The 25590-nt window shown below is 62.7% G+C and carries 26 protein-coding genes and 1 pseudogene; 8 read left to right on the forward strand and 19 right to left on the reverse strand.

The genetic code is table 11. The features are described 5' to 3' along the window. Position 1: 1 nt before the first annotated feature. The 14 genes and pseudogenes from RIC54_RS19905 to RIC54_RS19975 form a co-directional block, all read right to left on the reverse strand. A complete protein-coding gene (locus RIC54_RS19905; protein ID WP_502989640.1) occupies positions 2–1021 on the reverse strand; it encodes an FAD binding domain-containing protein in 1020 nt (339 codons plus the stop codon). Beyond that, a complete protein-coding gene (locus RIC54_RS19910; protein WP_350084631.1) occupies positions 1002–1517 on the reverse strand; it encodes a (2Fe-2S)-binding protein in 516 nt (171 codons plus the stop codon). Before RIC54_RS19910 ends, RIC54_RS19905 begins: the two co-directional genes overlap by 20 nt. Before the next feature lie 115 nt (positions 1518–1632). Beyond that, positions 1633–2427, reverse strand: coding sequence for a glucose 1-dehydrogenase (locus RIC54_RS19915; protein ID WP_350084632.1), 795 nt, complete (start codon positions 2425–2427; stop codon positions 1633–1635). A gap of 146 nt (positions 2428–2573) precedes the next feature. Then, entirely contained in the window at positions 2574–4925 is a 2352-nt protein-coding gene (locus RIC54_RS19920) for a glucose/quinate/shikimate family membrane-bound PQQ-dependent dehydrogenase (protein WP_350084633.1), read from the reverse strand. A 175-nt stretch (positions 4926–5100) separates the two neighbouring features. Beyond that, complete coding sequence (locus RIC54_RS19925; protein WP_350084634.1) at positions 5101–5241, reverse strand: hypothetical protein; 141 nt, start codon at positions 5239–5241, stop codon at positions 5101–5103. 9 nt (positions 5242–5250) lie between these two features. After that, complete coding sequence (locus RIC54_RS19930; protein WP_350084635.1) at positions 5251–6474, reverse strand: formate dehydrogenase subunit gamma; 1224 nt, start codon at positions 6472–6474, stop codon at positions 5251–5253. Between the two features lie 15 nt (positions 6475–6489). Further along, positions 6490–7089 carry a formate dehydrogenase FDH3 subunit beta gene (fdh3B, locus tag RIC54_RS19935; RefSeq protein WP_350084636.1) on the reverse strand — a complete coding sequence of 200 codons (600 nt, stop codon included), beginning with the start codon at positions 7087–7089 and terminating at the stop codon, positions 6490–6492. Positions 7090–7102: 13 nt separating this feature from the next. After that, positions 7103–8944 carry a formate dehydrogenase subunit alpha gene (locus RIC54_RS27080; protein ID WP_502989641.1) on the reverse strand — a complete coding sequence of 614 codons (1842 nt, stop codon included), beginning with the start codon at positions 8942–8944 and terminating at the stop codon, positions 7103–7105. A 224-nt stretch (positions 8945–9168) separates the two neighbouring features. Beyond that, a pseudogene (locus RIC54_RS19950) lies at positions 9169–10275 on the reverse strand (molybdopterin-dependent oxidoreductase); the annotation flags it as partial. 31 nt (positions 10276–10306) lie between these two features. Next, positions 10307–10513, reverse strand: coding sequence for a hypothetical protein (locus RIC54_RS19955; protein WP_350084638.1), 207 nt, complete (start codon positions 10511–10513; stop codon positions 10307–10309). Between the two features lie 105 nt (positions 10514–10618). Continuing rightward, entirely contained in the window at positions 10619–11371 is a 753-nt protein-coding gene (locus RIC54_RS19960; protein ID WP_350084639.1) for a lipid-binding SYLF domain-containing protein, read from the reverse strand. Between the two features lie 92 nt (positions 11372–11463). Then, positions 11464–11808, reverse strand: a complete 345-nt coding sequence (locus tag RIC54_RS19965; protein ID WP_350084640.1) for a cupin domain-containing protein — start codon at positions 11806–11808, stop codon at positions 11464–11466. A 66-nt stretch (positions 11809–11874) separates the two neighbouring features. Further along, positions 11875–12411, reverse strand: a complete 537-nt coding sequence (locus tag RIC54_RS19970) for a CBS domain-containing protein (RefSeq protein WP_350084641.1) — start codon at positions 12409–12411, stop codon at positions 11875–11877. A 147-nt stretch (positions 12412–12558) separates the two neighbouring features. Continuing rightward, complete coding sequence (locus RIC54_RS19975; RefSeq protein ID WP_350084642.1) at positions 12559–13947, reverse strand: FAD-dependent oxidoreductase; 1389 nt, start codon at positions 13945–13947, stop codon at positions 12559–12561. Positions 13948–14073: 126 nt separating this feature from the next. On the opposite strand from RIC54_RS19975, the gene RIC54_RS19980 reads away from it, so the two are divergent. Beyond that, the gene (locus RIC54_RS19980; protein WP_502990181.1) at positions 14074–16389 is read left to right on the forward strand and encodes a catalase; all 2316 of its coding nucleotides are present in this window, start codon (positions 14074–14076) and stop codon (positions 16387–16389) included. 188 nt (positions 16390–16577) lie between these two features. Here RIC54_RS19980 and RIC54_RS19985 read toward each other — a convergent pair whose 3' ends face one another. The 3 genes from RIC54_RS19985 to RIC54_RS19995 form a co-directional block, all read right to left on the reverse strand. Next, a complete protein-coding gene (locus tag RIC54_RS19985; RefSeq protein ID WP_350084644.1) occupies positions 16578–16715 on the reverse strand; it encodes a hypothetical protein in 138 nt (45 codons plus the stop codon). Positions 16716–16737: 22 nt separating this feature from the next. Continuing rightward, positions 16738–16989, reverse strand: coding sequence for a hypothetical protein (locus RIC54_RS19990; RefSeq protein ID WP_350084645.1), 252 nt, complete (start codon positions 16987–16989; stop codon positions 16738–16740). A gap of 229 nt (positions 16990–17218) precedes the next feature. After that, the gene (locus RIC54_RS19995) at positions 17219–17902 is read right to left on the reverse strand and encodes a helix-turn-helix domain-containing protein (protein WP_350084646.1); all 684 of its coding nucleotides are present in this window, start codon (positions 17900–17902) and stop codon (positions 17219–17221) included. 295 nt (positions 17903–18197) lie between these two features. Here RIC54_RS19995 and RIC54_RS20000 point away from each other — a divergent pair, with 295 nt between their 5' ends. Then, entirely contained in the window at positions 18198–18590 is a 393-nt protein-coding gene (locus RIC54_RS20000; RefSeq protein ID WP_350084647.1) for a response regulator transcription factor, read from the forward strand. A 47-nt stretch (positions 18591–18637) separates the two neighbouring features. Here the strand turns inward: RIC54_RS20000 and fixJ are convergent, their stop codons facing one another. Both fixJ and RIC54_RS20010 read right to left on the reverse strand, forming a co-directional pair. Further along, a complete protein-coding gene (fixJ, locus tag RIC54_RS20005) occupies positions 18638–19267 on the reverse strand; it encodes a response regulator FixJ (protein ID WP_350084648.1) in 630 nt (209 codons plus the stop codon). Then, positions 19260–20762, reverse strand: coding sequence for a PAS domain S-box protein (locus RIC54_RS20010; RefSeq protein WP_350151362.1), 1503 nt, complete (start codon positions 20760–20762; stop codon positions 19260–19262). The genes fixJ and RIC54_RS20010 overlap by 8 nt, the downstream gene beginning before the upstream one ends. A 306-nt stretch (positions 20763–21068) precedes the next feature. On the opposite strand from RIC54_RS20010, the gene ccoN reads away from it, so the two are divergent. Genes ccoN through RIC54_RS20040 form a run of 6 tightly spaced genes read left to right on the forward strand, consistent with a single transcriptional unit; the run spans position 21069 to position 25571 of the window. Then, entirely contained in the window at positions 21069–22727 is a 1659-nt protein-coding gene (ccoN, locus tag RIC54_RS20015) for a cytochrome-c oxidase, cbb3-type subunit I (RefSeq protein ID WP_350151364.1), read from the forward strand. A gap of 2 nt (positions 22728–22729) precedes the next feature. After that, positions 22730–23461 (forward strand): cytochrome-c oxidase, cbb3-type subunit II, encoded by a 732-nt coding sequence (gene ccoO, locus RIC54_RS20020; protein ID WP_350091493.1) that lies wholly within the window; start codon positions 22730–22732, stop codon positions 23459–23461. After that, positions 23458–23628 carry a cbb3-type cytochrome c oxidase subunit 3 gene (locus tag RIC54_RS20025; protein ID WP_350091490.1) on the forward strand — a complete coding sequence of 57 codons (171 nt, stop codon included), beginning with the start codon at positions 23458–23460 and terminating at the stop codon, positions 23626–23628. The genes ccoO and RIC54_RS20025 overlap by 4 nt, the downstream gene beginning before the upstream one ends. Continuing rightward, positions 23622–24521, forward strand: a complete 900-nt coding sequence (gene ccoP / locus RIC54_RS20030) for a cytochrome-c oxidase, cbb3-type subunit III (protein ID WP_350091487.1) — start codon at positions 23622–23624, stop codon at positions 24519–24521. Before RIC54_RS20025 ends, ccoP begins: the two co-directional genes overlap by 7 nt. Continuing rightward, positions 24521–24724: a hypothetical protein gene (locus tag RIC54_RS20035; RefSeq protein WP_350091484.1), complete on the forward strand. Its 204-nt coding sequence runs from the start codon at positions 24521–24523 to the stop codon at positions 24722–24724. Before ccoP ends, RIC54_RS20035 begins: the two co-directional genes overlap by 1 nt. A 58-nt stretch (positions 24725–24782) precedes the next feature. Beyond that, the gene (locus RIC54_RS20040; RefSeq protein WP_350091481.1) at positions 24783–25571 is read left to right on the forward strand and encodes a DUF2189 domain-containing protein; all 789 of its coding nucleotides are present in this window, start codon (positions 24783–24785) and stop codon (positions 25569–25571) included. The last annotated feature ends 19 nt before the right edge of the window (positions 25572–25590 follow it).

The raw sequence follows: 25590 nt of genomic DNA on the forward strand, positions 1-25590 counted from the left end.
CTCACACCTGCATCGCCTTGGTTTCCATCAGCGCCTGGACAATGGTTGCCTTGCCGAGATCCAGCTTGAACGCGTTGTGGCGCCCGGGATGGGCATCGGAGAATGCGGCTTCAGCCGCCAACTCTGCCGACTGTTCGTCGAGTGCTTGGCCGCGCAGGGTGTCTTCGGCTAGGCGAGCTCGCCATGGGACTGTTGCCACGCCGCCGATCGCGATCCTGACATCGCGTACCTTCTCCCCGTCGAGTTCGAGCGCGACTGCCGCAGAGGCCAGCGCGAATGCATACGAGGTCCGGTCCCGAACCTTCACGAAGTGTGAACGCTCTGCCCATGGACCCGCCGGAACAGTGATCGCTGTAATCACGTCGGCCGGTTGCAGGCTTGTGTCGATATGCGGTGTGTCGCCAGGCAGTTGATGCAGTTCCACTACCGGGATCTTGCGAAGGCCGTTCTTACCTTCGATCTCGACCATCGCGTCGAGTGCGACCAACGCCTGCGCGAAATCGCCGGGGTAGGTCGCGATGCACTTTTGGCTGGTTCCAAGGATGGCATGCTGGCGGTCGACTCCTCCGATCGCTGCGCAGCCGCTTCCCGGTTCCCGCTTGTTGCAACCCCAACTGGTCTCCCGAAAGTATTCGCAACGCGTCCGCTGGAGAAGGTTACCAGCCAAAGTGGCCATGTTGCGGATCTGGCGAGTGGCGGTCAGGCCGAGGCTCTCGGCGATCACCGGATAGCGCTGACGGATCAAGTTGTGATCCTCGACCTCGCTCATGCGGACGAGGGCTCCCAGTCGGATTCCGGTGTCCTGGATGTTGATGCGCCGCAGCGCGCTGTCATCCAAAGAGTTTAAGTCGATCACGGTGTCGGGGCGTGCAACGTCGAGCTTCATGTAGTCGACGAGATTGGTCCCACCGGCGATGAACTGAGCGCCGGCCCTGGTCGGCGGCTCACGGCGCGCGCCGGCGGATTCTATGAGGGCGATGTCGGACAGGCTGCCGACGCGTTCAAACCGAAATGGGTGCATGGTCGCCCTCGCTCCTGTCGCGGGCGCTGCGCACGGCCGCGACGATGTTGGGATAGGCGGCGCAGCGGCACAGGTTGCCGCTCATATACTCCCGGATCGCGGCATCGCTGCCGGCGTGCCCTTCCTGGATGCAGGCGATCGCCGATAGGATCTGCCCTGGGGTGCAGTAACCGCACTGGAACGCGTCGCAGTCGATGAAGGCTTGCTGCACCGGGTGTAGTCCTCCGTCTCGCGACGAAAGTCCCTCGATCGTCACTATGCTTGCTCCGTCCACCAGTACACCCAGCGTCAGGCAGCTGAGAATCCGTCGGCCATCGACCATGAGGGTGCAGGCGCCGCACTGACCGTGGTCGCATCCCTTCTTGGCGCCAGTGAGCCCGAGATGATCGCGCAGGGCATCCAGTAGGGTGGTGCGCGGGTCGATGCTGAGGCGCCGTATCTGTCCGTTGACGTGGAGCGCGATCTCCGTTCGGGACCGCAGCGGTGTCTCTGGCATGGTATGACTCCGCGCTGGTTGTGCGTCGGCGGTTGCCGGTTCATGGGCAATCGGCTGAACCCAGATTTGGTTCCGGATGGCGTCTGTTGGGGCTGCGCGTTGAACGCTGCGCGTGTCAGGATCCGACGATCTGTCCACCGTTTGGGTGCAACACCTGGCCGCTCATGTACGACGCTTCGTCGCTGGCAAGGAAGGTGTAGCAGGAAGCGACCTCGGCTGGTTGGCCGGGTCGTCCCATCGGCGAGCTGGTGCCATGTCTGGCGACCTTCTCGGCGTCGAATGAGGCTGGGATCAGGGGCGTCCAGATTGGTCCGGGAGCCACCGCGTTGACGCGGATTCCGCGGTCGGCCAGCGCTGTCGCGAGCGACCGTGTGAAGGCAACGATTGCCCCCCGTGTCGCGCTGTAGTCGAGCATCGTTGGATAACCGTGGTAGGCGGTCACCGACGTGGTGTTGACGATCGTTCCGATGTTGGTCGGTAGATGGGGCAGGGCAGCCTTGGTCATGTAGAAGTAGCCGAATACGTTGGTCCGGAAAGTTCGCTGGAGTTGGTCTGCGCTAAGGTCCGTAATGCTGTCGACCTCGTGTTGCTCGGCGGCGTTGTTCACCAGGACGTCAAGCCGGCCAAACACCTTAACCGTCCGGCGCACCGCCTGTTGGCAGAAGCCCTCGTCGCCGATGTCGCCGGCGATCATTTCGGCGCGCTGTCCCTCGGTGCTAACGAGCTTTGCGGTCTCCTCGGCATCGGCGTGCTCCTCCAGGTAGACGATCGCAATGTCTGCGCCTTCCCGCGCAAAGGCCACCGCAACGGCTCGGCCGATCCCGCTGTCTCCGCCGGTGATCAACGCCACGCGCCCTGCAAGCCTGCCGACGCCCGGGTGTCGCGGAAGGAAAGCGGGCCTCGGAGACATCTCGTGCTCACGTCCAGGCTGTACCGCTTGCGTCTGCGGCGGGAGAACTCGTTCGGACACAGCACTCTCCTCGTTTGGTGCTCTGAGCTGGTTCGTGATGGCAATTGAAACCTCGTCGCCGCGAAGTTTGTTCCGGCGCGACTGCTCTAGGGGAGAGCGTAGGCGATGATCGAGTCACCCTCCGCAGTCCCGAGGGAGCCGTGACCGCCAGCGACGACCACGATGTACTGCTTCCCGTTCTTTGCCCGGTAGGTCATCGGGGTTGCCTGTCCCCCGACGGGCAGTCGTTCTTCCCAGAGTCGTTCCCCGGTCGCCATATCGTAGGCGCGGACGTAGTAATCGAGGGACCCACTCATGAACGCAACACCCCCGGCGGTGATGATCGGACCGCCGAGATCGGGAACGCCCACCTCGAAGGGCAGAGGCACCGGCGCCAGATCTTCAACCGTGCCGTTCCGATGCATCCAGGTGATTTGCCCGGTCGTCAGGTCTGCGCCCGCAACATAGCCCCAGGGCGGTGCCTGGCAAGGCAGGCCGATCGGAGACACGAATGGCAGCATCTTTACCGCGAATGGGGCACCGTGGTTCTCGTTCAGACCGGACTCTCCGCTCGACATATCCTTGATCTCCTGGCCATCGCGTGGAATCAGCCGGACCACGAAAGCCAGATAGGACGGTGTCGCGAACAGGGTTTGGTGCACCGGGTCGACGGCAACGGCCCCCCAGTTGAAGACGCCAAAATTTCCCGGATAGACAATCGTTCCCTGTAGTGACGGCGGGGTGTAGCGGCCCTCGTAGCGGTAGGAATGGAACTGGATGCGGCAAGCGAGTTGGTCGAACATTGTCACGCCCCACATGTCCTTGCCCTCCAAGGGCTCGGGCTCAAACGAGAGGGCAGAGGCCGGTTGAGAAGGTGCCGTATAGTCGCCCTCGGCGGCCCCCTGTGGCGCCTTCCTTTCAAACACCGGCAGGACGGGCGCACCGTTGCGGCGATCTAGAACAAAGATGTCGCCTTGCTTGGTCGGTTGGACCAGGGCAGGGACCGTATCGCCGCCAATCGTCAGGTCAAGCAGGCTCGGTTGCGCCGGGACGTCCATATCCCACAGGTCGTGGCGGACTGTTTGGAACACCCAGCGAACCGCCCCTGTCTGAAGATCGAGGGCGACGACCGCGGACGAGAACCGCTCAACCGTCGCATCGCGATCACCGCCCCACTGGTCCGGCGACTGGTTACCCATGGGCACGTAGACCATGCCGAGCTCTTCGTCGACGCTGGAGACCGACCAGCTGTTCGGTGAGTTCGGGGTATAGGTTTGTCCGTCGGAAATCGGTTCCGTCGCATCGGGATTTCCGGAGTCCCAGTTCCAGACAAGCTCGCCGGTGTAAACGTCGTAGGCCCGGATCACGCCGGACGGTTCAGTCGTGGAGACGTTATCGTTGACCGCGCCGCCGACGATAACCAATCCCGAAGTCACCGCCGGCGGCGAGGTCGAGTAATAAAATCCTTCCTGCACGTGCGGCATGTTTCGCCACAGGTCCACGGTGCCGTCACCGCCGCCAAAGGCTCGGCAGACATCGCCGGAGTCGGCATCCAGAGCGATCAGCCGGGCATCTGCCGTCGGCAGGAAAAGCCGTTTCGCGCATTGGACATCGGCAAGAGCGTCGGGGCTACGATGGTACGAGATACCTCGACAGGTCCGGTGCTGGAGACCGGAGAGCTTTCGGACTTTCGGATCGAAGCGCCAGCGCTCCTCCCCCGTCGCCGGATCCAGAGCAATGACAAGGTTGTGCGGCGTACAGAGGTATAGCGTGTCGCCGATCTTGATTGGCGTAACTTCGTAGGTGGTCTCGGTTGGATCGCCAGGGGCGCGGATGTCGCCGGTGTGATAGGTCCATGCGACTTGCAGTTTATCGACGTTGCGGACCGTGATCTGGTTGAGCGGTGAGTATCGCAATCCGGCCCCTGTCCGGCCGTACGCATGCCAGTCGTCGGCCGGAACAGGCGCGTCAACCGACGCTTCGCTCGTCCTCGCCTTTGGTGTCGGCGATGAAGCGGGTCGATCAAACGGATCGCGAAACTGCGAGACAACAGCGGTCGAGACACAAAGCATCAACGAGATCGTCAACGGCAGGCCCGCGCCCCGCCATAGCGGCGGAACCGCGGTATCGGGACTGGAACCGCTTGGCCGCATTCCGCGCATCACGCCGGGAATCAAAAGCCATAAGCCCAGGAGAACCACCACAGCTCCGCGTGGCGCCAACTGCCACCAATCGAAGCCAACCTCCCATAGTGCCCAGGCCAGGGTCGCGGCCACTACCGCCGCGTAGCTCCAGAGCGCTAAGCGACGACGGGTAAGCAGCAGCAATCCGGTCAGCAGGAACCCGGCACCAGCGAGGAGGTAATACCAACTGCCGCCAATGGCGATCAGCCACGCACCGCCTGAACCGATCACGAGTCCGATAGCTGTGAAGAGCGCTCCTGTGGCGATCATGAGCATCATCAACTCCTTCGCGCGGCAATCGTCTCCACACGGCAAAGTGCCGTGTCAGAAGCGGCCGGGGACGAGCCTCTGAATGAGCGATCACGGCGTAGCGAGTTGGGCATTGGCCAGCATGACCGCAGATACAGTCCCGCGCTGGGCGGGCTGCTGAAGCTGCATGATGCTCCCTGGCTCAACCACCGTGTTCAGGTGGATGGACGTGCCGCTGCGAGATGAAGCCTTGCCCGGCGTCGAGGGCCGCCCGCTCGTAGATCAAGACACCGGCAGCGGCCAGGACAACCATGATGGCGATGCCGGCCAGGAATGCCCTCATGTGTCTCTCTCATTCCGCGGGTTGGGTGCTTTTCTGCTCGTCTGCATCGGCTGTCTCCGATAGGCGGCCGTACCAGATGCTGTGATGTTCCTTGGCCCAGTTGCGATCCACATTGCCACTCCATATGGCATCAAACGCACCCACCATCCCGATGGTGCCGATGTAGATGTGGCCAAAGATGATGCCGATCATGATCAGTGCCGCGATGGCATGAGTGCTCTGGGCGAGTTGCATTCCGTCATATCCCGCCCATAGGAATGGAAACATCATCGCCAAGCCGGTTCCGATCAGTACGATGCTGCCGAGAATCACGGCCCAGAAGATCAGCTTCTGCCCGGCGTTGAAGCGGTCTGCAGGGGGATTCGGAGCGTTGTCCCGCATGAATCCGCCACCTTGCTTCAGCCATTTCCAGTCGAGTGCTGTGGGAAGGTTCTGCCAGCTCCAACTGGCGATCATGACGGCAACACCGACGGCGAGCGGCGCAACCAGCGCCATATGCAGCCACGCACTGCCCTCCGCCAGATCGCCGAAGAGGTCGGGCCCCAACCACGGACGGATCACGTCCTTGCCGAACAGGATCACCAGGCCGGTGAGCGCCAGCACTATGAAACTGCCTGCGGTCAGCCAATGGTTGGCCCGCTCGAAAGCGCTGAAACGCGAGACCGTTTGGCCGCTAAGGCCCTCCTTGATCGGCACACGCCCGCGGACTGACAGAAATACGGCCAGGATTGCCGCAACGCCGATCAGGTAGAACGCTCCACCGAATGCGATCGGTCCGTTGCGCGCACTACGCCACTGTCGGCCTTGCGGCTGCACGAAGGTTTCTTTCGCGGGACCTGGCAGGGACGACCGACCTGAGACGTTCTGCGGCTCCCGCAGCATCTTGGACTCGCCGTCGCGGTTGCTCAGCCAGTCGTTCACCACAGCCCGCCCCTCAGAGTATGGGATGTTGGGAGCGTCAGGTGATTTCAGAGCGCCGTCTGCGGGGCGGCCGGCAGCGGGTCGCGGTTGCTCCGGACTCGGCCCCGATGCCGCCCGCCAACGCTGGAGCTCGGTACGTGCGATGATCGACTGCCGACCCGCGGCGTTGTTCGAGGGATTGTCGACGGCCTTCCGTCCGGCCACCTCGTTCGTGGGCACGATCAGGTCATCGGTCACGCTGCCGAGATAGACTGTGTACCCGAGCAGAATGACGAGGGCGGAGGCGACGATGGCGGCGATGACGCGAACCATGACATTTCGCTCCTGTCAGCTCTCCTGGGGCGGACCGTAGTACGCTGTCGACCAACCCCAGGCACCGCTGCCGTAGCCGCGGCGAATGACGCGCTCCTTGTAGATGTCGATGACAACGTCACCATCTCCTCCGAGCAGGGCACGGGTCGAACAGACCTCAGCGCACAACGGCAATTTTCCCTCGGCGATCCTGTTGCGGCCGTACTTCTTGAACTCCATCTCGGACCCGTCGGCCTCGGGGCCGCCGGCGCAGAACGTGCACTTGTCCATCTTGCCGCGAGACCCGAAGTTCGAGGTCTGCGGAAACTGCGGGGCGCCGAACGGACAGGCGTAGAAGCAGTATCCGCAGCCGATGCAGATGTCCTTGTCGTGCAGCACGATACCGATATCCGTCTGGTAGATGCAGGAGACCGGACACACCGCGATGCACGGCGCGTCGGTACAGTGCATGCACGACACCGAGAGCGAGAACTCGCCGGGCACGCCATCATTGACGGTTACCAGGCGGCGACGCTGCATGCCCCACGGAACCTCGTGCTCGTTCTTGCAGACGGTGGTGCAGGCATTGCACTCGATGCACCGCTCGGCATCACAGAGAAACTTCATCCTGGCCATCGCATTCGCCTCCTCAGGCCCGCTCGATGCGACACAGCGTGCCCTTGGTCTCCTGCATGAAGGTCACGACGTCGTACCCGTAGGTCATGACGGTGTTCGCGGCTTCTCCGACTACATACGGTACGGTGCCCTGGGGGTATTTCTCGGAGAGATCGCGGCCCTGATAGAGTCCGCCGAAGTGAAACGGCATGAAGACTGTGCCTCGTCCGACGCGTCTGGTGCTCATCGCGGCGACCTTGATCCGTGCGCCCTCCGGCGTGTGCAGCCAGATCAGGTCTCCGTCGGCGATCTTGAGGGCACGAGCATCGTCCGGATGGACCTCTGCGAACATCTCCTGCTGCAGCTCAGCCAGCCACATGTTCGAGCGAGTCTCGTCGCCCCCGCCTTCATACTCGACCAACCGCCCGGTTGTGAGGATCAACGGATAATCCCTGCTGAAGTCCTGCTGCTGGATCGACCAGTAGAGCGTCGGCAGCCGGTATTTCCGCCGGTCGTCGTAGGTGCGGTACTTTTCGACGAGATCGCGCCGGGGGGTATAAAGCGGCTCTCGATGGACCGGCACGGGATCGGGGAAATTCCAGACCAGGGCCCGGGCCTTGCCGTTGCCGAACGGCGCGCAGCCATGCGCGATCGCGACCCGCTGAATGCCTCCCGACAGATCGGTCTTCCAGTTCACCCGGAGAAGTTTGCCGGCGAAGTTCTCGCCGTCGCTCATCTTCTGGTCGCCATCTTCGCCGCCACCGCCCAGATCGGCCTTCCCGGTGCCGGTGTCTTTCGGTTCTTTCTTCTGCTCGCGGCTCTCCGGCGTATAGTCCTCATAGGTTTTGGCCGCCTGACGTGCCTGCGGATCGTTCTGCTCGATCGAGCTTGGGCCTGGTGTTCTATCAGTCGATCTCGTCTCATCGACCGACTTGCCTGCCAGGAGTTCCTCCAACCGCTCATGGGCGGCTTGCTCAGACAACGTCAGGATCGACGGTTCAAAGCTCCCATCGGCCACGGTTGCGATCGCGAGGCGTTCCACACTGGTAAGCTCGGTGTGCCAGCCGAGCTTCTCCAGGACCGCGTAGGTGAACTCGGGGTATCCGTCCGCGATCTCCGAACCAACCGGATAAGACCCCTCGGCCAACAGATTGGATCCATCGTGCTCCACTCCCCAGCGGGCGCGGAACGGTAGGCCGCCCTCCGCGACGGGAAGTGACTGGTCCCAAAGGCTTCGGGTTCCCGGGTGCTTCATCTTGGAGGTGCCCCAGCAGGGCCACGGCAGGCCGTAGTACTCGCCCTTCACCGGCCCGCTCATGCCAAGCAAGGTTGTGCTGTCGAACTTGTCTTGATGACGCATGTGGAGCTTCAGTCGCTCCGGGGATTGTCCGGTATACCCGATGGTCCAGGAGCCCCGGTTGATCTCGCGAAGAATGTCTTCGGCGACCGGTTCGTCGTTCTCAACGGCGATGTGGCGGCAGAGCTCGTTATCGAAGCCGAACTTGCGGGCGAAGCGATAAATGATCTCGTAGTCGGACTTGGCCTCGAACAGCGGCTCGATGACCTTCTCGCGCCACTGCAAGGCGCGCTGTGAGTTCGTAACCGAGCCGGAACTCTCCATGGTCGAGCCGGCGGGCAGAAGATAAACGCCATTCTTCCGGTCAGCCAGCGCTGCCGAAAGTGTCGGCACCAGATCAACGATCACCAGCAGGTCGACCTTTTCCAGACCGGCCTTCACGTCCGGGCCGCGTGAATGGGAGTTTGGAGCGTGCCCCCAGAACACCATCGCGCGGATATTGTCCGACTGTTCAATGTTGTCCTTCGCTTCGAGCGCACCGTCGAACCAGCGCGATTCCGGGATGCCGTCGGCCTCCATAAGCTCCTTCGAAGCGAACCGCCCTTGGAGCCAGTCGTAGTCGACGTCCCAGACCCGAGCCCAATGCTTCCACGCTGCGGTGGTGAGGCCGTAATACGCAGGAAGGGTATGGCACAGCACGCCAAGGTCGGTCGCTCCCTGGACGTTGTCATGGCCCCGGAAGATGTTGGTGCCCCCCCGGACTTGCCGACGTTGCCGAGCGCGAGTTGGAAAATTGAGGCGGCACGGGTGTTGCCGTTGCCGATCGTCGATTGTGTCAGCCCCATGCACCAGATCAGCGTGCCGGGGCGGTTCTCAGCAACGATGCGAGCCACCCGCTCGATCTGGTCGCGCGGTACGCCCGTGATGTTCTCGACCTCGTCTGGCGGGTATTTGGCCACTTCATTGCGGACCTGCTCAAAGCCGAAGACGCGCTGCTTGAGGTAGTCCTTATCCTCCCACCCGTTCCGAAGGATGTGCCAGAGCACGCCCCACAGGAAAGCGACGTCCGTGCCGGTCCGGATCCGAACGAACTCGTCGGCATGGGCGGCCGTGCGTGTGAAGCGCGGATCAACGACGATCAGAGTGGCGCCGTTCTCCTTGGCCCGTAGCAGGTGGAGCATCGATACCGGGTGGGCCTCGGCGGGATTGCCGCCGAGCAGGAAGATCGACTTGGAATTGTGGATGTCATTGAAAGAATTGGTCATCGCACCGTAGCCAAAGGTGTTGGCCACGCCGGCGACCGTGGTCGAGTGGCAGATGCGGGCTTGGTGATCGACGTTGTTGGTCCCCCACATCGCCGCAAACTTGCGGAACAGATATCCCGCCTCGTTGGAGAATTTCGCGGACCCGAGCCAATACACTGAATCCGGCCCGGATTTCTGCCGGATGTTCAGCATCTGGTCGCCTATCTCTTCGAGTGCCTGCTCCCAGGAAACGCGTTTCCAGCGACCGTTTTCGAGTTTTGTCGGATATTTCAAGCGGCGATGGCCGATAGCCAACTCTCGGGTCGCGGCCCCCTTCGCGCAGTGGGTTCCCATGTTGACGGGGCTTTCGAAGACCGGCTCCTGGCCAATCCACACGCCATTCTCGATCTCCGCGGAGATCGAACATCCGACGGCACAGAATGGGCAGATCGTCTTGCGGTGCTGGATCGATGGCGACTGGCCGGTTTGGGCGCTGGCCTTGCTCACCGAGCCGGACTGGGCCGTAGCGAAGGCGGTAAGACCACCGGCTGCCAGACCTGCGCTCATCAGGAAGCGCCGACGGTCGACCGAGGTGTCTGTGCCCCCCGCGTTGACCGCGATACGGTCCCGGGCCCGGCAGACAGATGATAGCTTCTTTCGGAGCATCGTACTCCTCCAGCAACGTTTGGAGCGGCGCTCAGAAGCGCATCCGCCGGTAGGCGGCCAGAACGTGCTCGGTCTCTTCGTAGACGTCGGCGCGGTTGGGTTTCGGTTGCACAGCGGATGCAGCCGCAACAGCCTCGCCCGCATTCGACAAACCATGCACTCCGCCAGTCAGAGCCAGTGTGGCAAGGCCGAGGACCGTCCGTCGGTCGGTCTCTTCATTCCCTGCTTTGGTCGGCATGACTGCTCCTTCTGGCTTCCAGCATCAGACGGACAACAATCAGCTCATGTGATTGTTCCCGTTCGGCCGGAGGCGGCTATGCTGCCGCCTCCGGCACGCCGTCGGTTATCCGGGCAGGGCTTTCAACAGCGGTCCGGCGTCGTCTGCCGACATGTTGCCAACCAGGGCTGAGGCTGGTGTCACCTCGGTGCCGTAGAATTGCCGGTTGTGGTCGGCGTTCCATCTGACGTCCGAAACTCCAACGCCCGCGCCGGCGAAAATACCCTGGGTGTCGGCCCACGTAACGACATCGCCCTTGCCCCAGGAGGTGCCCGCGTTTGCTGTGTAGTTCAGGACTTTGATCCCGGCATCAACGCTCAGCGAGAACGAGTTCCGCTGCTTGAAGTTGTCGACGGCCCGATCGGTCATGAGGATGAATGCGATCCGTCCGCCGGAGACGCCGGCCTCAAGACCGGCGGTGAGACCGCCAACGTCATAGAATCCCGGTCCGGTCCAACTGCCGTCCTCATGGGCCGCCATCACTCCGCTTCCGCCTTCGCCACCGATTCCAAGCGCTACGCGGCCGTAGTCCGGCACCAGATAGACGCCCTTCGCGTCGCGCAGAAGTTTCGCCACCTCTGGATCGGACCGCATGGCTTCGACCATGTCTGTTGCCTCGTCGATCAGATCGCTCACTGCGACCTGATCGGCCTTCATGGCGGTGGGTGTATTCTGGTTCGCTTCCTGCTCGGTGGGTGTCGGCGTAACGCCCGGTGTCGGTTCGTTGTCCAGGCCAACGGCGAGCGTGGGTGCGGCTGCGAGCGTGCAGCCAACCAGCCACGCGGCCGCGCAACGGCATACGCTGTTGTGCAATTGCATTACGAGTCTCCGTTCTGTGGAACGTGCCTTGGTCAGGCCCCTTGCTCTGAGGGTTGTTGATCCGCCAGAAGTTGCGGAAATCACCGCAATCGTCAGCGGATGGCGTCTCGACCGTGGACCTCCGCAGGCGGCGCGGTCGCTTCCACGGCGGTAAATGGTTCGATGATGCGGTAGGCGTGCTCCGCACCTTTTGGCACGAGCCAGGAGTCACCTGGCTCGAGCTTGATGGTCTGGTCTTCGACGGTCAGTTCGGCGAGGCCGGAGAGGACGTAGCCGACGGTTTCATAGTCCCGGCGTACTGGGTCTTTCGTGTCCGGCTGCTCGCTGCTCCACAGGCGCATCGAAACCTGCTTTCCGGAAACCAGATATCTCTGACCCATCGCGCCTCTCGGAGAGGTCTCGCTGGAGACCTTCTTGACGGTGGTGTCCGCTGTCATGTGCGTCTCCTCACAGTCTCTTCGCCGGATTGGATCGCCTGGGCGATCCAATAGGACGAACTTCTCTCAGTGAGTTTGGGAGTGCTTGCCGCCCGGCTGCGAGATACCGGAGAGAGCGGCGCCGGAAGAACTGCCGCGGTCAAAGGTCGCAACGTCAGCCAATGAGAGGATGCCGACCAAGCGCTTGTCCCTGTTGACCACCGGCAGCCTTCGGACCTGCTGTTCGGCCATATTCCCGCAGACCGTTTCGACGTCATCATCGTCAAAGCAGTACTTGACCTCGGCGCTCATGATCTCCCGAACCAGCGTCTGCGGAGACTTCCCCGCAGCGACGCCGCGTACCGCGATGTCACGGTCGGACAACATGCCGACGAGGCGATCGTTCTCGCCGACCGGTACAAGTCCGGCGTCGATCTCCGCCATGATCTGAGCGGCGGCCTGAATGGATTGGTCCGGGCTGGCGATCTGAACATTGCTCGTCATCGCGTCGCGTACCTTCATCTGTCCAACTCCTCGTGCAGAGTGTCCATCCCCACCGGGTTCGGCTGATGGCCTTGGCAACCCAATCCGTTCGGTTCGGATACTGTTCCAGACGAAATCCAAGAATCCCGTTCCCGTGATCGGACTGCCTCGGGCTTGCCCCTCAAATCCAGGATGGCTGACGCATTCGAGGGGGCTGATGGCCGCTGCTCTGCGTGCGCGTTTGCGACGGCAAGTCGTCCATGGGAGTGCAACCCATGGCAGGTGCGTCTAACGAGTCAGCGTCGAGAGGACCGATTGTGTTGCTTCGGTCAGCGTCGGATGGATGAACACGGCGTCCCGGATCACGTCGATCGGTGCGCCGGCATTCATCACATTGACATAGCCATGCACGAGCTCCGCAGCATCCGCCGACAGCACCGCGGCCCCTAACAGGGTGTTGCTCCGCTCATCGACCAGCACCTTGATAAGCCCGGATTCCTCGCCGGTCTCCTGGGCCTTGCCGTTGGACGCCATGTCGAAGCGACCCACCTTGAATGACTTTCCGGCTGCGCGCGCTTCCCGTTCTGTGAGGCCGACACGACCCAGCTGAGGGTCGGTGAACACGGCATAAGGTACGGTCCTGAGGGTGGTGTCGCTCCCATCGTCGAGAAGTTGCGCCTGCAGGATTCGGCCGTCATCCCAGGCTGTATGGGTGAACATCGGCCCCCCTCGAATGTCGCCGGCCGCCCAGACTCCATCGACACTGGTTCGCAGCTTTTCGTCCACCACCACAAAGCCGTGGTCGTCCGTCTGGACCCCGATGGTGTCAAGACCAAGGTCGTCGGTATTGGGCTGGCGACCCGTGGCGATGAACACATGCGATGCGTCAAGCGTTCCGGGAAGCAGTGCAGGATCGTTGCGGTCGAATGACAGCCGGACCCCGCCGTTGTGGTTCTGGACGCGCGTAACGGTGGTCGCGAGGCTGAACGCCACCCCTTCCGCCTCCAGAGTTTTGAACAGTGCCGTCGAGACGTCTTCATCCTCGTTGTGGAGGATTTGGTCCCCCGTGTCGAAAACGGTGACCCGGCACCCCATCCGACGGTAAAATTGCGCCATCTCCATTCCGATGTAGCCGGCTCCGAGGATCGCCACATGCGATGGTCGATCCTGGTGTTCAAGCCAGTTGCTTGCATCGAGGAAACTGATGTCCGAAAGCCCATCAATCGGCGGGAGGGCCGAACGGGTTCCGGTATCGAGGATGACCGACGAGCAGGACACCTCGTCCTCAGCCACGAGCATCCGGAATCCGCGATCGTCCCGCCCGATGAAGCGGGCGTGGCCGTGGATCAGTCGAGGATTGTCCGGAGGGCCGAGCGTGTCGGCAAGGGAGGCGCGCATCCGATCACGGATGCGCTGTGCACGGCCAATGACAGCTCCAAAGTCGACGTCGACTTGCTCGATGCTGATGCCGTACTCGCTCGCGCGCCGGGCTTGGTGGGCAATGCGCGCCGACGCGATTGCGGCCTTTGTAGGTGTGCAGCCAAAATTAACGCAGGAACCGCCAAGCTGCCGCCGCTCGGCAACAGCAACGGACCTGCCGGCTTTCGCGAGTGCCGTGGCGAGCGGCGTCGCTGCTTGGCCGTCGCCGACAATCAGGACTTCTGTTTGGATGGTCATCTCGACCTCCTAGTGGGGAACCCGGATGCGCCAGCTCCGGGCAGTTAAGGGCGCCTCAACGCAACCGTCCCGCCAGGGGTACTGTTCCATCGGTCCGCGGCCGGGTGAGGTGATCGCCAAACGCTTATGCCCGATGCGAACGGTGATATCGGCACGGATGGGCCGGCGACCACCTGCTGGTCCAAAGAAGGGCATCCCAATGTGTTTGGAACACAATCGCGGACAAACAGGTTCCTCGACGACCCGGTCCCAGGCGCTGGTGCAAACGCGTTCGCGTCGCCGCGCGCGCCGATGAGATCGGACCCGACGAATGTGGAGAGGATCATGGCACAACACCGACCGACATCGACGCGTCCGGGCGCGCGCACCGGCGAGCAGACATTGAGGCGCGGCACCGGCGGGGAACTGCATCAGTATGCGGACCGCGACACGCCGACGCTGACAACGGCCCAGGGCATCCCGGTGGCAGACGACCAGAACTCGCTCAAGGTCGGCGCGCGCGGGCCGACGGCCCTCGAAGATTTTCACTTCCGGGAGAAGCTCTTCCATTTCGACCACGAAAGGATCCCCGAGCGGGTCGTGCATGCGCGCGGAGTAGGAGCACACGGGTACTTCGAGGCCTACGAGTCCCTTTCGGGCGTCACCCGGGCCGATCCGTTCCAGGAGAAGGGCCGAAAGACGGAGGTGTTTGTCCGCTTCTCGACCGTTGCCGGCAATAAGGGATCGCCCGACTTGGCTCGCGATGTCCGCGGGTTCGCTGTAAAATTCTATACTCGGGAAGGTAACTGGGACCTCGTGGGCAACAACATTCCCGTCTTCTTCATCCAGGACGCGGTCAAGTTCCCCGACCTGATCCATGCAGCAAAACAGGAGCCCGACCGAGGCTTTCCACAAGCCCAGACCGCGCATGACAACTTCTGGGACTTCGTTTCACTGACGCCCGAGAGCATGCACATGATCATGTGGATCATGTCTGACCGCGCGATTCCACGATCGTTGCGCTTCATGGAAGGATTCGGCGTCCACACCTTCCGTCTGGTCAACGCCGATGGAAAAGCCACCTTCGTGAAGTTCCACTGGAAGCCAAAGCTCGGCTTGCAGTCGTTGGCCTGGAACGAGGCGCTGAAACTGAATGGTGCCGATCCCGACTTTCACCGGCGCGACCTCTGGGATTCAATCCGCTCCGGCAACTTCCCTGAGTGGGAACTCGGGTTGCAACTGTTCGACGAGGATTTCGCTGCGACATTCGAATTCGATGTCCTCGACCCTACCAAGCTCGTTCCGGAGGAACTGGTGCCGGTCCGTCGGGTCGGTCGCCTGGTCCTGGATCGGGTGGTCGATAACTTCTTTGCCGAGACTGAACAGGTGGCGTTCTGCACCCAGAACATCGTTCCGGGCATCGATTTCACCAACGACCCGCTGCTCCAGGGACGCAACTTCTCGTATCTCGACACCCAGCTGAAGCGTCTCGGCGGCCCGAACTTCACCGAGATTCCCGTGAACCGGGCGCGCTGCCCGATTCACACCTTCCAATTCGACGGGCATATGCAGACAACGGTGCCCAAGGGACGGGCGAACTACCAGCCAAACTCCTGGGGCGAGGGCCCGCGCCCGGATCTAAAGCGCGGCTTCACCACGTACCCCCGGGCTGAGCAGGGCGAGGTCCAGAGGGTGCGCTCCGAGAGTTTCGCCGACCATTATAGCCAAGCAAGGCAGTTCTACTGCAGCCAGACTGGGCCGGAGCGGGGCCACATCGCTGGCGCTCTGATTTTTGAACTCAGCAAGGTTGAGACGCCGGCAATCCGAGCGCGCATGGTGTCGCATTTGCTGAACATCGATGAAAATCTGGCGAAGGAGGTCGCCGATGGACTGCGGCTTGACGACATGCCTTCGCCAGCCGATGCCGCGCTGCCGACGCGGCGGGACCTTCCGGAATCGGTAGCGCTTAGCATCGTCCGAAACGGTCCGAGATCCTTCGCTGGCCGAAAGGTCGGTGTATTGGTGACCGACGGTGCTGATTCCTCAGTGCTGGAGGCGTTGCGTGCCGAACTCGAGAACGAGGGGGCCTCGCTTGAGGTCGTGGCTGCGCACATCGGGGGTGTCGATGGAAGCGATGGCATCCGCATCGTCGCAGACCACGAGATTGACGGCGGCCCTTCGTTGTTGTTCGACGCGGTGGCCTTGATCACTTCGGACCAGGGAGCGGAGAGGCTGTCACGAAAGCCTGCAGCGCGTGACTTTGTGGCCGATGCGTATGCGCATCTCAAGTTTATCGGCTTCGTTGCTGCCGCGGCACCGCTGCTCCGAAATGCAGGAGTTTTGGACGGTCAGGATCGGGCGTTTATGGCGCTCAACACAGTGGAAGAAGTGGGTGCGTTTGTGGCTGCCTGTCGCGATCTCCGGTTCTGGGAGCGTGAACCAAGTATTGGATCGATGGTTTAGCCAACCTTCGGTACCCCGTCGGCGGGATGCGTTCGATAAGAGCTGACGAGAGGTCAGCCCGAGCGACAGACGCAATCGGCAACAGCGGCCATTGTACCCCTGTGAGAGCCGGAGGGTGAGAGGAGGTCGAGATGACCTTTGGAGTTGGTCCGCAGGTGCCATGAAACGTGGCCAAGGCCGGTTCAGGATCACCGTTTGAATCCATTTCGGTACCGGTAGCGTAGAATCTCCGCCTCCTGGCGCAGGTCGGCGTCGTTCAGCGTGGCGGCCAGATCGGCGACCTTGCCGGCGTAGATGTCGGCGATCCCCGGGTGCAGGGCCGGCATCGGCTCGGCCGGGGCGGACAGATCAGTCTTGAGCCCGGCCTTGCGGGCCTCCAGCGCGGTCAGGCTGTCCTGGATCTCGGCTGAACGCAGGCCCGTCAGAACCGCGTCCGACCGCGCGGTCGAGGTCCTTCTGGACCCGCGCCAGTTCCTGCTCCCGTGCGGCGCGCCCGGCACCCTTGGCGGTCCACAGCCGGGTGAGCTCGGCGTTGAACTCGGTGACGAACGCCTTGACCGCGCCGGGCTGCATCAGGTTGCGGCGCAGGCCGTCGAGCACGCGCTGTTCGAGAGACGCGTCATGTAGCTTGACCGCGTATCCACGGAACCGGCAGCAGGCCAGAAGCTGGCAACCGAAGCCTGGATGAACGCGAACAGCATCTCGTGGGCGTGCTAGGCCGCTGAGTCAAAAGCGATCGAAAGCCAGCGCCAAGGACCGCGGGTACCGCCCACGGCCGGTATCGGGGGACGCCTCCGGCAGCACTGCTCATGACACGCCAACGGAACAGTCACGCGGCACAGCGTCGCTCCGCAACCCGAACTCGCCGCGAGCCCTCAAGGGCGATGACACCGGCTTCCTGGAGACGGGTCATGGTCCGAGACACCGTTTCAATGGTCAGACCCAGATGGTCCGCGATGTCCTGACGTGACATTGGGATGTCGACAAGGCTTGGGGTTTGCATGCGATCGGCGGTGCTGTGCAGAAAATCCAGCAAGCGCTCGGTGGCGCATTTGCGACCCAGCAGAACCATGTGCTCGTTGACGCGCTGCAGGTCGTGGGCCGTGGTCATCCACAGGGCGCTGGCCAAGGCAGCGTCGTGTGCCGCCGCCGCTTCCAGCGCTGACCGCTTTACAACGAGGACCTTGCACGAGGTGACGGCCTCGGCCGAGAAGCCGTGCGTCTCCAACGGTGCCAAGCCAAAGATGTCGCCGGGATAGTGGAACGCGCTGACCTGCCGTCGGCCGTCCTCCAGGAGCTTGCTGGTCCGGGCCGTTCCGCGGATGACCTGGTAGACATATTCGGCTGGTTCTTCGTCCGCAAAGACCTCTGCGTTGCGCTCAAAGGATACGACGGTTCCCAGCTTGGACAGCGCCGCCTGGATCGGATCCTCGACACGGATGGATGACGCAACGGCGCTGACGCCGACGGACTGGAGATGGGCAGAAGCGCTGGAGAACTTGGACTGCAACATGGCCTTACCCCTTTCAAGATCTTGTTAAGAGGTATGCCCATCCATTCCTGGTCGAAATTCCGATGATCCCCTTAAGCGATACTCCCTAGGGAAAATCACGTAGTTGCTGTCTGACCGCGTGTGGCTTGACTGGCGGAACCGGCACGGTTGTTTGCATCAGGCGCCGCCAGTCGTAATTGACCCCGATCAAGATCCACGTGCGATCGGCTCTTAGTTGCGCCAAGCGGGGGCGACCGCGGTGCTGCATCAGTCGCTCTTGATATGGATCATAGGCGCGGTTGGCCGATCAACGATCATGACTGCTAGCCGTCAGACCGGGATCGTGGCCTTGAAGCGGACATTGCTGATTGTGGAGGATGACCAAGCGGTTCGCGACTCGATGCGAATGGTGCTGGAGATATACGGGTACAGCGTCGAGGTGTTCGGAACCGGCGAAGACTTCATGGCCCAGGCGGATTTGAGCGCGGACTGCTGTGTGATCCTGGACGTCAACCTGCCCGGCGCCAGCGGCTTGGGAGTGCTGGAGCAGTTGCGCAGCCGAGGCTGTCTGGTGCCGGCGGTAATCGTATCGGCGCTCAGCACCGATGAGATACGCGCTCGAGCCAAGCGGCTGAACGCCCTGGCGTTCTTCGACAAGCCGGTCAACGTTGACTGCCTGATAAGCGCCATAAACGCTGTCGAGAACTGAATGGACGGGTGACCGTGTAAGGTCGAGGGTTGAGGCTGAATGCAGACTCAGATGGACCCGGTAGCCGCATCGATATCGGCGACAAACCCGATGCGCACGACCTCGGACAAGCTGGACGCATTCAGTTTCGTCATGACGTTCGCGCGATAGATCTCCACCGTCCGCGGGCTGATGCCCAGATCGTGCGCGATGATCTTGTTCGGGCGTCCGGCAACCAGTCCGTCGAATACCTGCCGCTCTCGGGCGGTCAGGGTCTCCAGGCGGGACAGCACCGCCGTTCGCCCCTCCTCGTCATGCCGGGCCTTGGTGTGCGTATCCATCGCGGCACGGACGGCCGAGATGATTCGGTCGTCCTCGAACGGCTTCTCGATGAAATCGAACGCGCCGGCCTTCAACGCTTCGACCGCCAGAGGAACGTCCGAGTGGCCGGTGATCACGATCACCGGGATCAGCTTGTCGGTCTGTTGAAGACGACGAAGCAGATCGATGCCGTTCATGCCAGGCATTCTGACATCGGTAACGATGCACGAGCACTTGTCAGGCGACAACTCCGTGATCAGCGACTCCGCCGACTCATGCGGTATCGCCACGATCGATGCGGTGCTCAGCAGAAAAACGAGCGAGTCGCGCATGGCGTCGTCGTCATCGACAACATGCACCGGCCCGATCTCATTCATTGACGGTGTCTCCTTTGATGCGCGTCAGAGTAAAGCGGAAGACCGTTCCTCCACCAGCGTTCGGCTCTACCCAGATCCGTCCGCCGTGCGCCTCAACAATGGTCCGGCAAATGGACAGGCCGACCCCCATGCCATGCGGCTTCGACGTCACGAAGGGCTGAAAGAGCTTGGTTGCGACCTCATCGTCAAGCCCCGCCCCAGTGTCGGCGACGGCGATCTCGATCATCTCGTCCTGAGCCAATGTGGACACCGTGAGTTCCCGTTGCGGGCAGGCCTCCATGGCTTCGATCGCGTTGCGCATCAGGTTCAACAGAACCTGCTGGACCTGGATCTTGTCTGCCAGGACCAGATCGGCGGCCGGGTCGAGGCGAAACCGAACCTTGATTGCCTGCTCCTTGGCGCCCACCAAGGCAAGAGCGCCGGCCTCCTCGATGATCTTCGTCACACTGCCAATCGTGCGTTCGCTCTCGCCACGGGATACGAACTCCCGCAATCGGGTAATGATCCGCCCCGCCCGGATTGCCTGCTCTGCCGCACGTTCGATGGCCTGAACCAGTGTCGCCTTGACCGTCGGCGTGTCACTCTCCAGCAGGCGCTGGCAGCCTTTCAGGTAGTTGGTGATGGCAGCCAGTGGCTGATTCAACTCGTGGGCAAGATTGGAGGCCATTTCTCCCAGCGCCGTGAGGCGAGATACATGGACAAGTTCGGTCTGCAACTCCTGAAGCCTGGCCTCGGTTTGCTGTCGTTCGGTCAGATCACGCACGAAGCCGGTAAAGAAGCGCTGTTCGCCGCTCTTCATCTCGCCGATGTTGAGTTCCATCGGAAAGGTTGAGCCGTCGGCCCGCTCGCCCACCACCACTCGGCCGATCCCGATGATCCGCCTCTCGCCCGTCGTCAGGTATCGAGCCAGGTATGAGTCGTGCGCCTCGCGGTACGGAGGCGGCATCAGCAGGGCAACGTTTCGCCCGACCACCGTGGCGGCACCGTATCCGAACAACTGTTCGGCCGCCGCCGAGAACGACTGGATGATCCCGCGTTCGTCGATCACCACCATGGCGTCCGGCACGGTAGCCAGAATCGACGTCAGATGTGCTTCCCGCGCACGAAGGGCCTGAACGGTCGCTTCGGCTTCGGCCATGTCCCGGGTAACTTCCACAAAGCCGCACAACTGTCCGGCGGAGTCCTTCCGCTGTGTGGTGACGACGTTCGCAACGAATGTTGAGCCGTCCTTGCGGACGCGGACGCAGTGTTCCTCGCATCGGCCCGTCCGGGCCGTCAGCGCCAGCTGCTGCTGGCACTTCTCGGCCGCGGCATCGGCGGGGGAATAGCAGGTGGATAGGTGCTTACCCACGACTTCAGCGCGGGGCCATCCGAGAACTCGCTCGGCACCGGTGTTCCAGCCGAGGATCGTTCCGTCGGGGGAGAGGCTGACGATCCCGTAGTCCGTGATTGCATCGGCAAGACCGTCGCCGCTTGCAACGCTGTCGGCTGGCACGCCGTCGCTGGCGGTTGGTCTCGTCACCACGCTTCTCCCCAATAGCCTCTCCGCACTTTGCGCGTCAGCGCCGTCACTGTGAATAGGACCGAAAGGCGCGCTTGTCAGACTCCACCGTGCATATCCCGCGTTGGTCCATGGAACGGCGTTCAGCGGCCTCTCCTTCGCCGGAGAATGCGGAAACACTGATCCAGATCAAGGAACGGCCGGACCGATCATGGTTCATCGAACCGGGGGCTGATCGGAGCGGGATCTCGACCACGGTCACTCCTCAAGAGAAGCGTGACGTGATCGGCAGGTGATTGCATGAACCCAACCGTTGGATCGATCGCACGGCTGACGTCGTCGGAGCGACAGATCGGCTTGCTGCTTTGTGTGCTGGTCGGCCTTGCCGGCGCCGCGCTTGGGCTCGCCGGACGCGACGACGTCCTCGGCTACCATGGCCTGCTGATCGCGCTGTTCGCAGCACTGGTCGGAATCAAGATCTGGTCCGAACTCGACGCGCCCGAACCGGCAGCGTCGAGGTTCCATGAGTACAACGACGACCCGATCCGGCTCGGCGTCATACTGTCCATGGCCTGGGCGGTCTTCGGGCTGTTCATCGGAGTCTGGGTCGCCGCTCTGCTGGCTTGGCCGGAACTGACGTTCGACGCCGCATGGGCGAGCTTCGGGCGGCTGCGGCCGGCACATACGACAAGCGTCATCTTCGGCTTCGGCGGCAATGCGCTGATCGCCACCTCGTTCCATGTCCTGCAGCGCACCTCTCGCGCGCGACTGGCGGACCCTGTCAGCCCCTGGTTCGTGCTGCTGGGCTACAACCTGTTCTGCCTGATTGCCGTCTCTGGCTACTTCCTGGGGATCACCCAGTCGAAGGAGTACGCCGAGCCGGAATGGTATGCCGACATCTGGCTGGTCATCGTCTGGGTGACCTACTTCGCGCTCTACATCCGCACTCTCGCCCGCCGCAGGGAGCCGCATATCTATGTGGCGAACTGGTACTACATGGCCTTCATCCTGGTCGTCGCGATCCTGCACATCGTCAACAACCTGGCGGTCCCGATCTCCTTCGGAAGCGCGAAGGCCTACTCAGCGTTCGCGGGTGTTCAGGATGCGATGACCCAGTGGTGGTACGGCCACAACGCGGTGGCGTTCTTCCTGACCGCCGGCTTCCTGGGGATGATGTACTACTACCTGCCCAAGCGGGCTGAGCGGCCGATCTATTCGTACCGGCTGTCGATCATCAGCTTCTGGGGCATCACCTTCATGTACATGTGGGCGGGCTCGCACCACCTCCACTACACGGCCCTGCCGCAGTGGGTGCAGACCCTCGGCATGACCTTCTCGGTGGTGCTGCTGGTGCCGTCCTGGGCATCCGCCGGCAACGCGCTGGCGACCCTGAACGGTGCCTGGCACAAGGTCCGCGACGACGCGACGCTGCGCTTCATGATGGTCGCGGCGGTGTTCTACGGGATCTCGACCTTCGAGGGTTCTTTCCTGGCGATCCGGCCGGTGAACTCCCTCTCCCACTACACCGACTGGACCATCGGACACGTCCACGCCGGAGCACTCGGCTGGGTCGCGATGATCACGTTCGGCGCGATCTACACGCTGGTGCCGACCCTCTGGAAGCGCGAGCGCATGTATTCCTCTGGACTGGTCGAGGTTCACTTCTGGTGCGCGTTGATCGGGACGCTGATCTACGTGTTCGCGATGTGGAACTCCGGAATAATCCAGGGTCTGATGTGGCGAACCTACAACGAGAGCGGGACCCTTACCTACTCGTTCCTAGAGTCGCTTGTCGCCATGCACCCCTATTACATCGTCCGAACGATTGGCGGGCTGTTCTTCCTGGTCGGCGCGGTCGTGGGGAGCTGGAACATCTACCAGACCATTCGCCGCGTACCGGGACTGACCACTGACGACGCGCCGGCCACGGCCGACAAACCCCTCGTGCCGGGAGAGTAATCATGGCCGAAGTTCATCGGAAACTTGAGCGATCGGCCATCGGTTTCGTGCTGGCCATCATCGGAGTCGCCAGCATCGGGGGCTTCGTCGAGATCGCCCCGCTGTTCACCATCGACGAGACGGTGGAGCAGGCTCCGGACATGCGGGTGTACACCCCGCTTGAGCTCGCCGGCCGCAACATCTACGTCCGGGAAGGCTGCTACGCCTGCCATTCACAGATGATCCGGACGTTGCGCGACGAAGTGGAGCGCTACGGCCCGTACTCGCTGGCCGTGGAATCTCAGTACGACCACCCCATGCTGTGGGGCTCAAAGCGTACCGGTCCGGATCTGGCCCGGATCGGCGAGAAGTACTCGGACGAGTGGCATGTCGCCCACCTGACCGACCCGCGCGCCGTGGTGCCGGAGTCCAAGATGCCGGCCTATGCCTGGCTCGGGCGCAACGAGCTCAGGACCGACGATCTGCCCAATCACCTGGCGGCCATGCGCAGGGTCGGTGTGCCCTACACCGACGCGATGATCGAAAACGCGAGCCTTGACGCTGTCGGCCAAGCCCATCCGGACAGCAATGTCGCGGAAGGCGTTGTCCAGCGCTACGGCGAAGCAACGACCGTCAGGGACTTCGACGGCGGAAGCGGCGTGTTGACCGAGATGGACGCACTCGTCGCGTACCTGCAGGTGCTCGGTCGCCTGACCGACGCGGCGCATCAACAGCCGGCGGGTGAAAAGAAATGATCGACGTTTCCCATGGGGCACTGGTCGGTTTCGCCAAGAGCTGGGGGTTGCTTTACCTCATCGTCTTGGCGTTGGGAGTGTTGATCTACACCTTCCTGCCCGCCAACAAGCCGCGCTTCGATCACGCGAAGAACAGCATTCTCGACAAGGATGACCGGCCATGGTGACTGGCGAGAGAGACCCGGTAACCGGTCAGCACACCACCGGGCACGAGTGGAACGGAATCAAGGAACTCGACAACCGGGTCCCGCGGATCGTGCTGTTCTTCCTGGCCGCCACGACGCTGTTCGCCATCGGATACTGGATCCTGATGCCGGCCTGGCCGTTGGGAGTGACCTATACACGCGGGCTCCTGGGCGTCGACCAGCGCGACACCGTGCAACGATCGCTTCAGCAGGCGACAGTCGATCGCGCGGTGTGGACTGACCAGTTCGGCAGCCTTTCGTTCGGCGAGATCCGAGCCCGACCGGACCTGATGAAAATCGTCGATGAAGCCGGCCAAACCCTGTTCGGGGACAACTGCGCGGTCTGCCACGGAACCGACGCTCAGGGCGGCCGTGGCTTTCCGGACCTGACGGCCGGGGCCTGGCTGTGGGGTGGGTCGCCCGAAGCGATCTACGAGACACTGCGGGTCGGCATCAACTCGACCCATCCCGACACCCGCTTCGGACAGATGCCCGCCTTCGGCGACGGTGTCCTGCAACGAGCGGATATCTCGGCGATCGTCTCGTTCATCCGCTCCAGCGCCGACGGCATCGGTGACATCGCCGGGGTCGATGCGGAGCGCGTCGACGAGGGTGGGCGGCTCTTCACCGAGAACTGCGCGGCATGCCACGGCTTAGAAGGCCGCGGAAACCCCGAAGTCGGCGCCCCCGACCTGATGGATCAATCCTGGATCCACGGGAACGATCGGCAGGTGTTGTTCGAGACGATTGCAAAGGGCCGCCAGGGACACATGCCGCAATGGGCCGGCCGGCTGAGCGACATCGAGCGGCGGATCCTGGCTCTGTATGTGACGGAACTCAGCGAAGGTCGGCAAAGCACGATGGTGAAGCCGTGATGGCCGATGCAAATCGCAGTGCTCAAAGCCTTCGGTGGCGTGTCGGCCTGCTGGTCGCCTTGAGCTTGACGGTGTTCATCGGTGCAAACGCGCACCTGCTGTACGTGGCATTCACGGCCTCGCCCGAATGCGTTGAACACCTCAAAGAGGCGAGCAGCGCCCCTTCAGGCGGGATGTACCGCGCGGCGAAACCGTCATGCTGAACCCTTTCGTAACCACCCGGCGTCCAAGACCAGACGGGCAATGTGGGAGCGGGACACAATGATTGCAGCCCAAAGCCAGCAGACCGCGCCGGGCGTCGAGCAGCCGCGCGCCCGAGCCCGCAATCTGCCGATGTCGGCGGCCTTCGGGTGGCTTGTCGCCGGCTGGCGGGACCTGCTTTGCCGACCGGGGCTGAGCCTCGCCTATGGCGTCGGTCTGCTGCTGATCTCCGCCGCCGTGATCGCCGCGATGTTTCAGGCCGGCTGGGACCACATACTGTTTCCGGCACTGGCCGGGTTCATGATCGTGGGACCATTGGCTGCCGTCGGCCTCTACGAGAAAAGCCGCCGCCTGCAGGCGGGCGAGCCGCTCTCGCTCCGAAACATGCTATGGGTTGCTCCGCGGTCCGGCGGGCAGGTGGCGTTCATCGGGGTCATCCTGGCGCTGCTGATGGTCAGCTGGATGCGCGCAGCGGTGATCATCTACGCACTGTTCTTCGGGTTGCGGCCGTTCCCGGGACTGGATGACGTGACGGCCATGCTGCTGACCACGCCGGTCGGCTGGGCCATGCTGGTCACCGGTACTGTCGTCGGCGGTCTGTTCGCCGCGTTCTCCTTCGCCATCAGCGTCTTCTCGGTGCCGATGCTGCTCGACCAGCGCACTGACGCCTTCACCGCCATGGGGACAAGCATCTCGCGGGTCTGGAACAACATTCCGGTAATGGTGATGTGGGGCGCGATCGTCCTGTGCCTGTTTCTGGTCGCGGTCGTCACCGGGCTGGTCGGGTTGATCGTCGTCTTCCCATTGCTCGGGCACGCAACATGGCATGCCTACGTGGCGATGCGTTGAACATCCAGCGGCCACCCGC

The organism is Thalassobaculum sp. (assembly GCF_040219215.1).
In the GTDB taxonomy this organism is placed as follows: domain Bacteria; phylum Pseudomonadota; class Alphaproteobacteria; order Thalassobaculales; family Thalassobaculaceae; genus Thalassobaculum_A.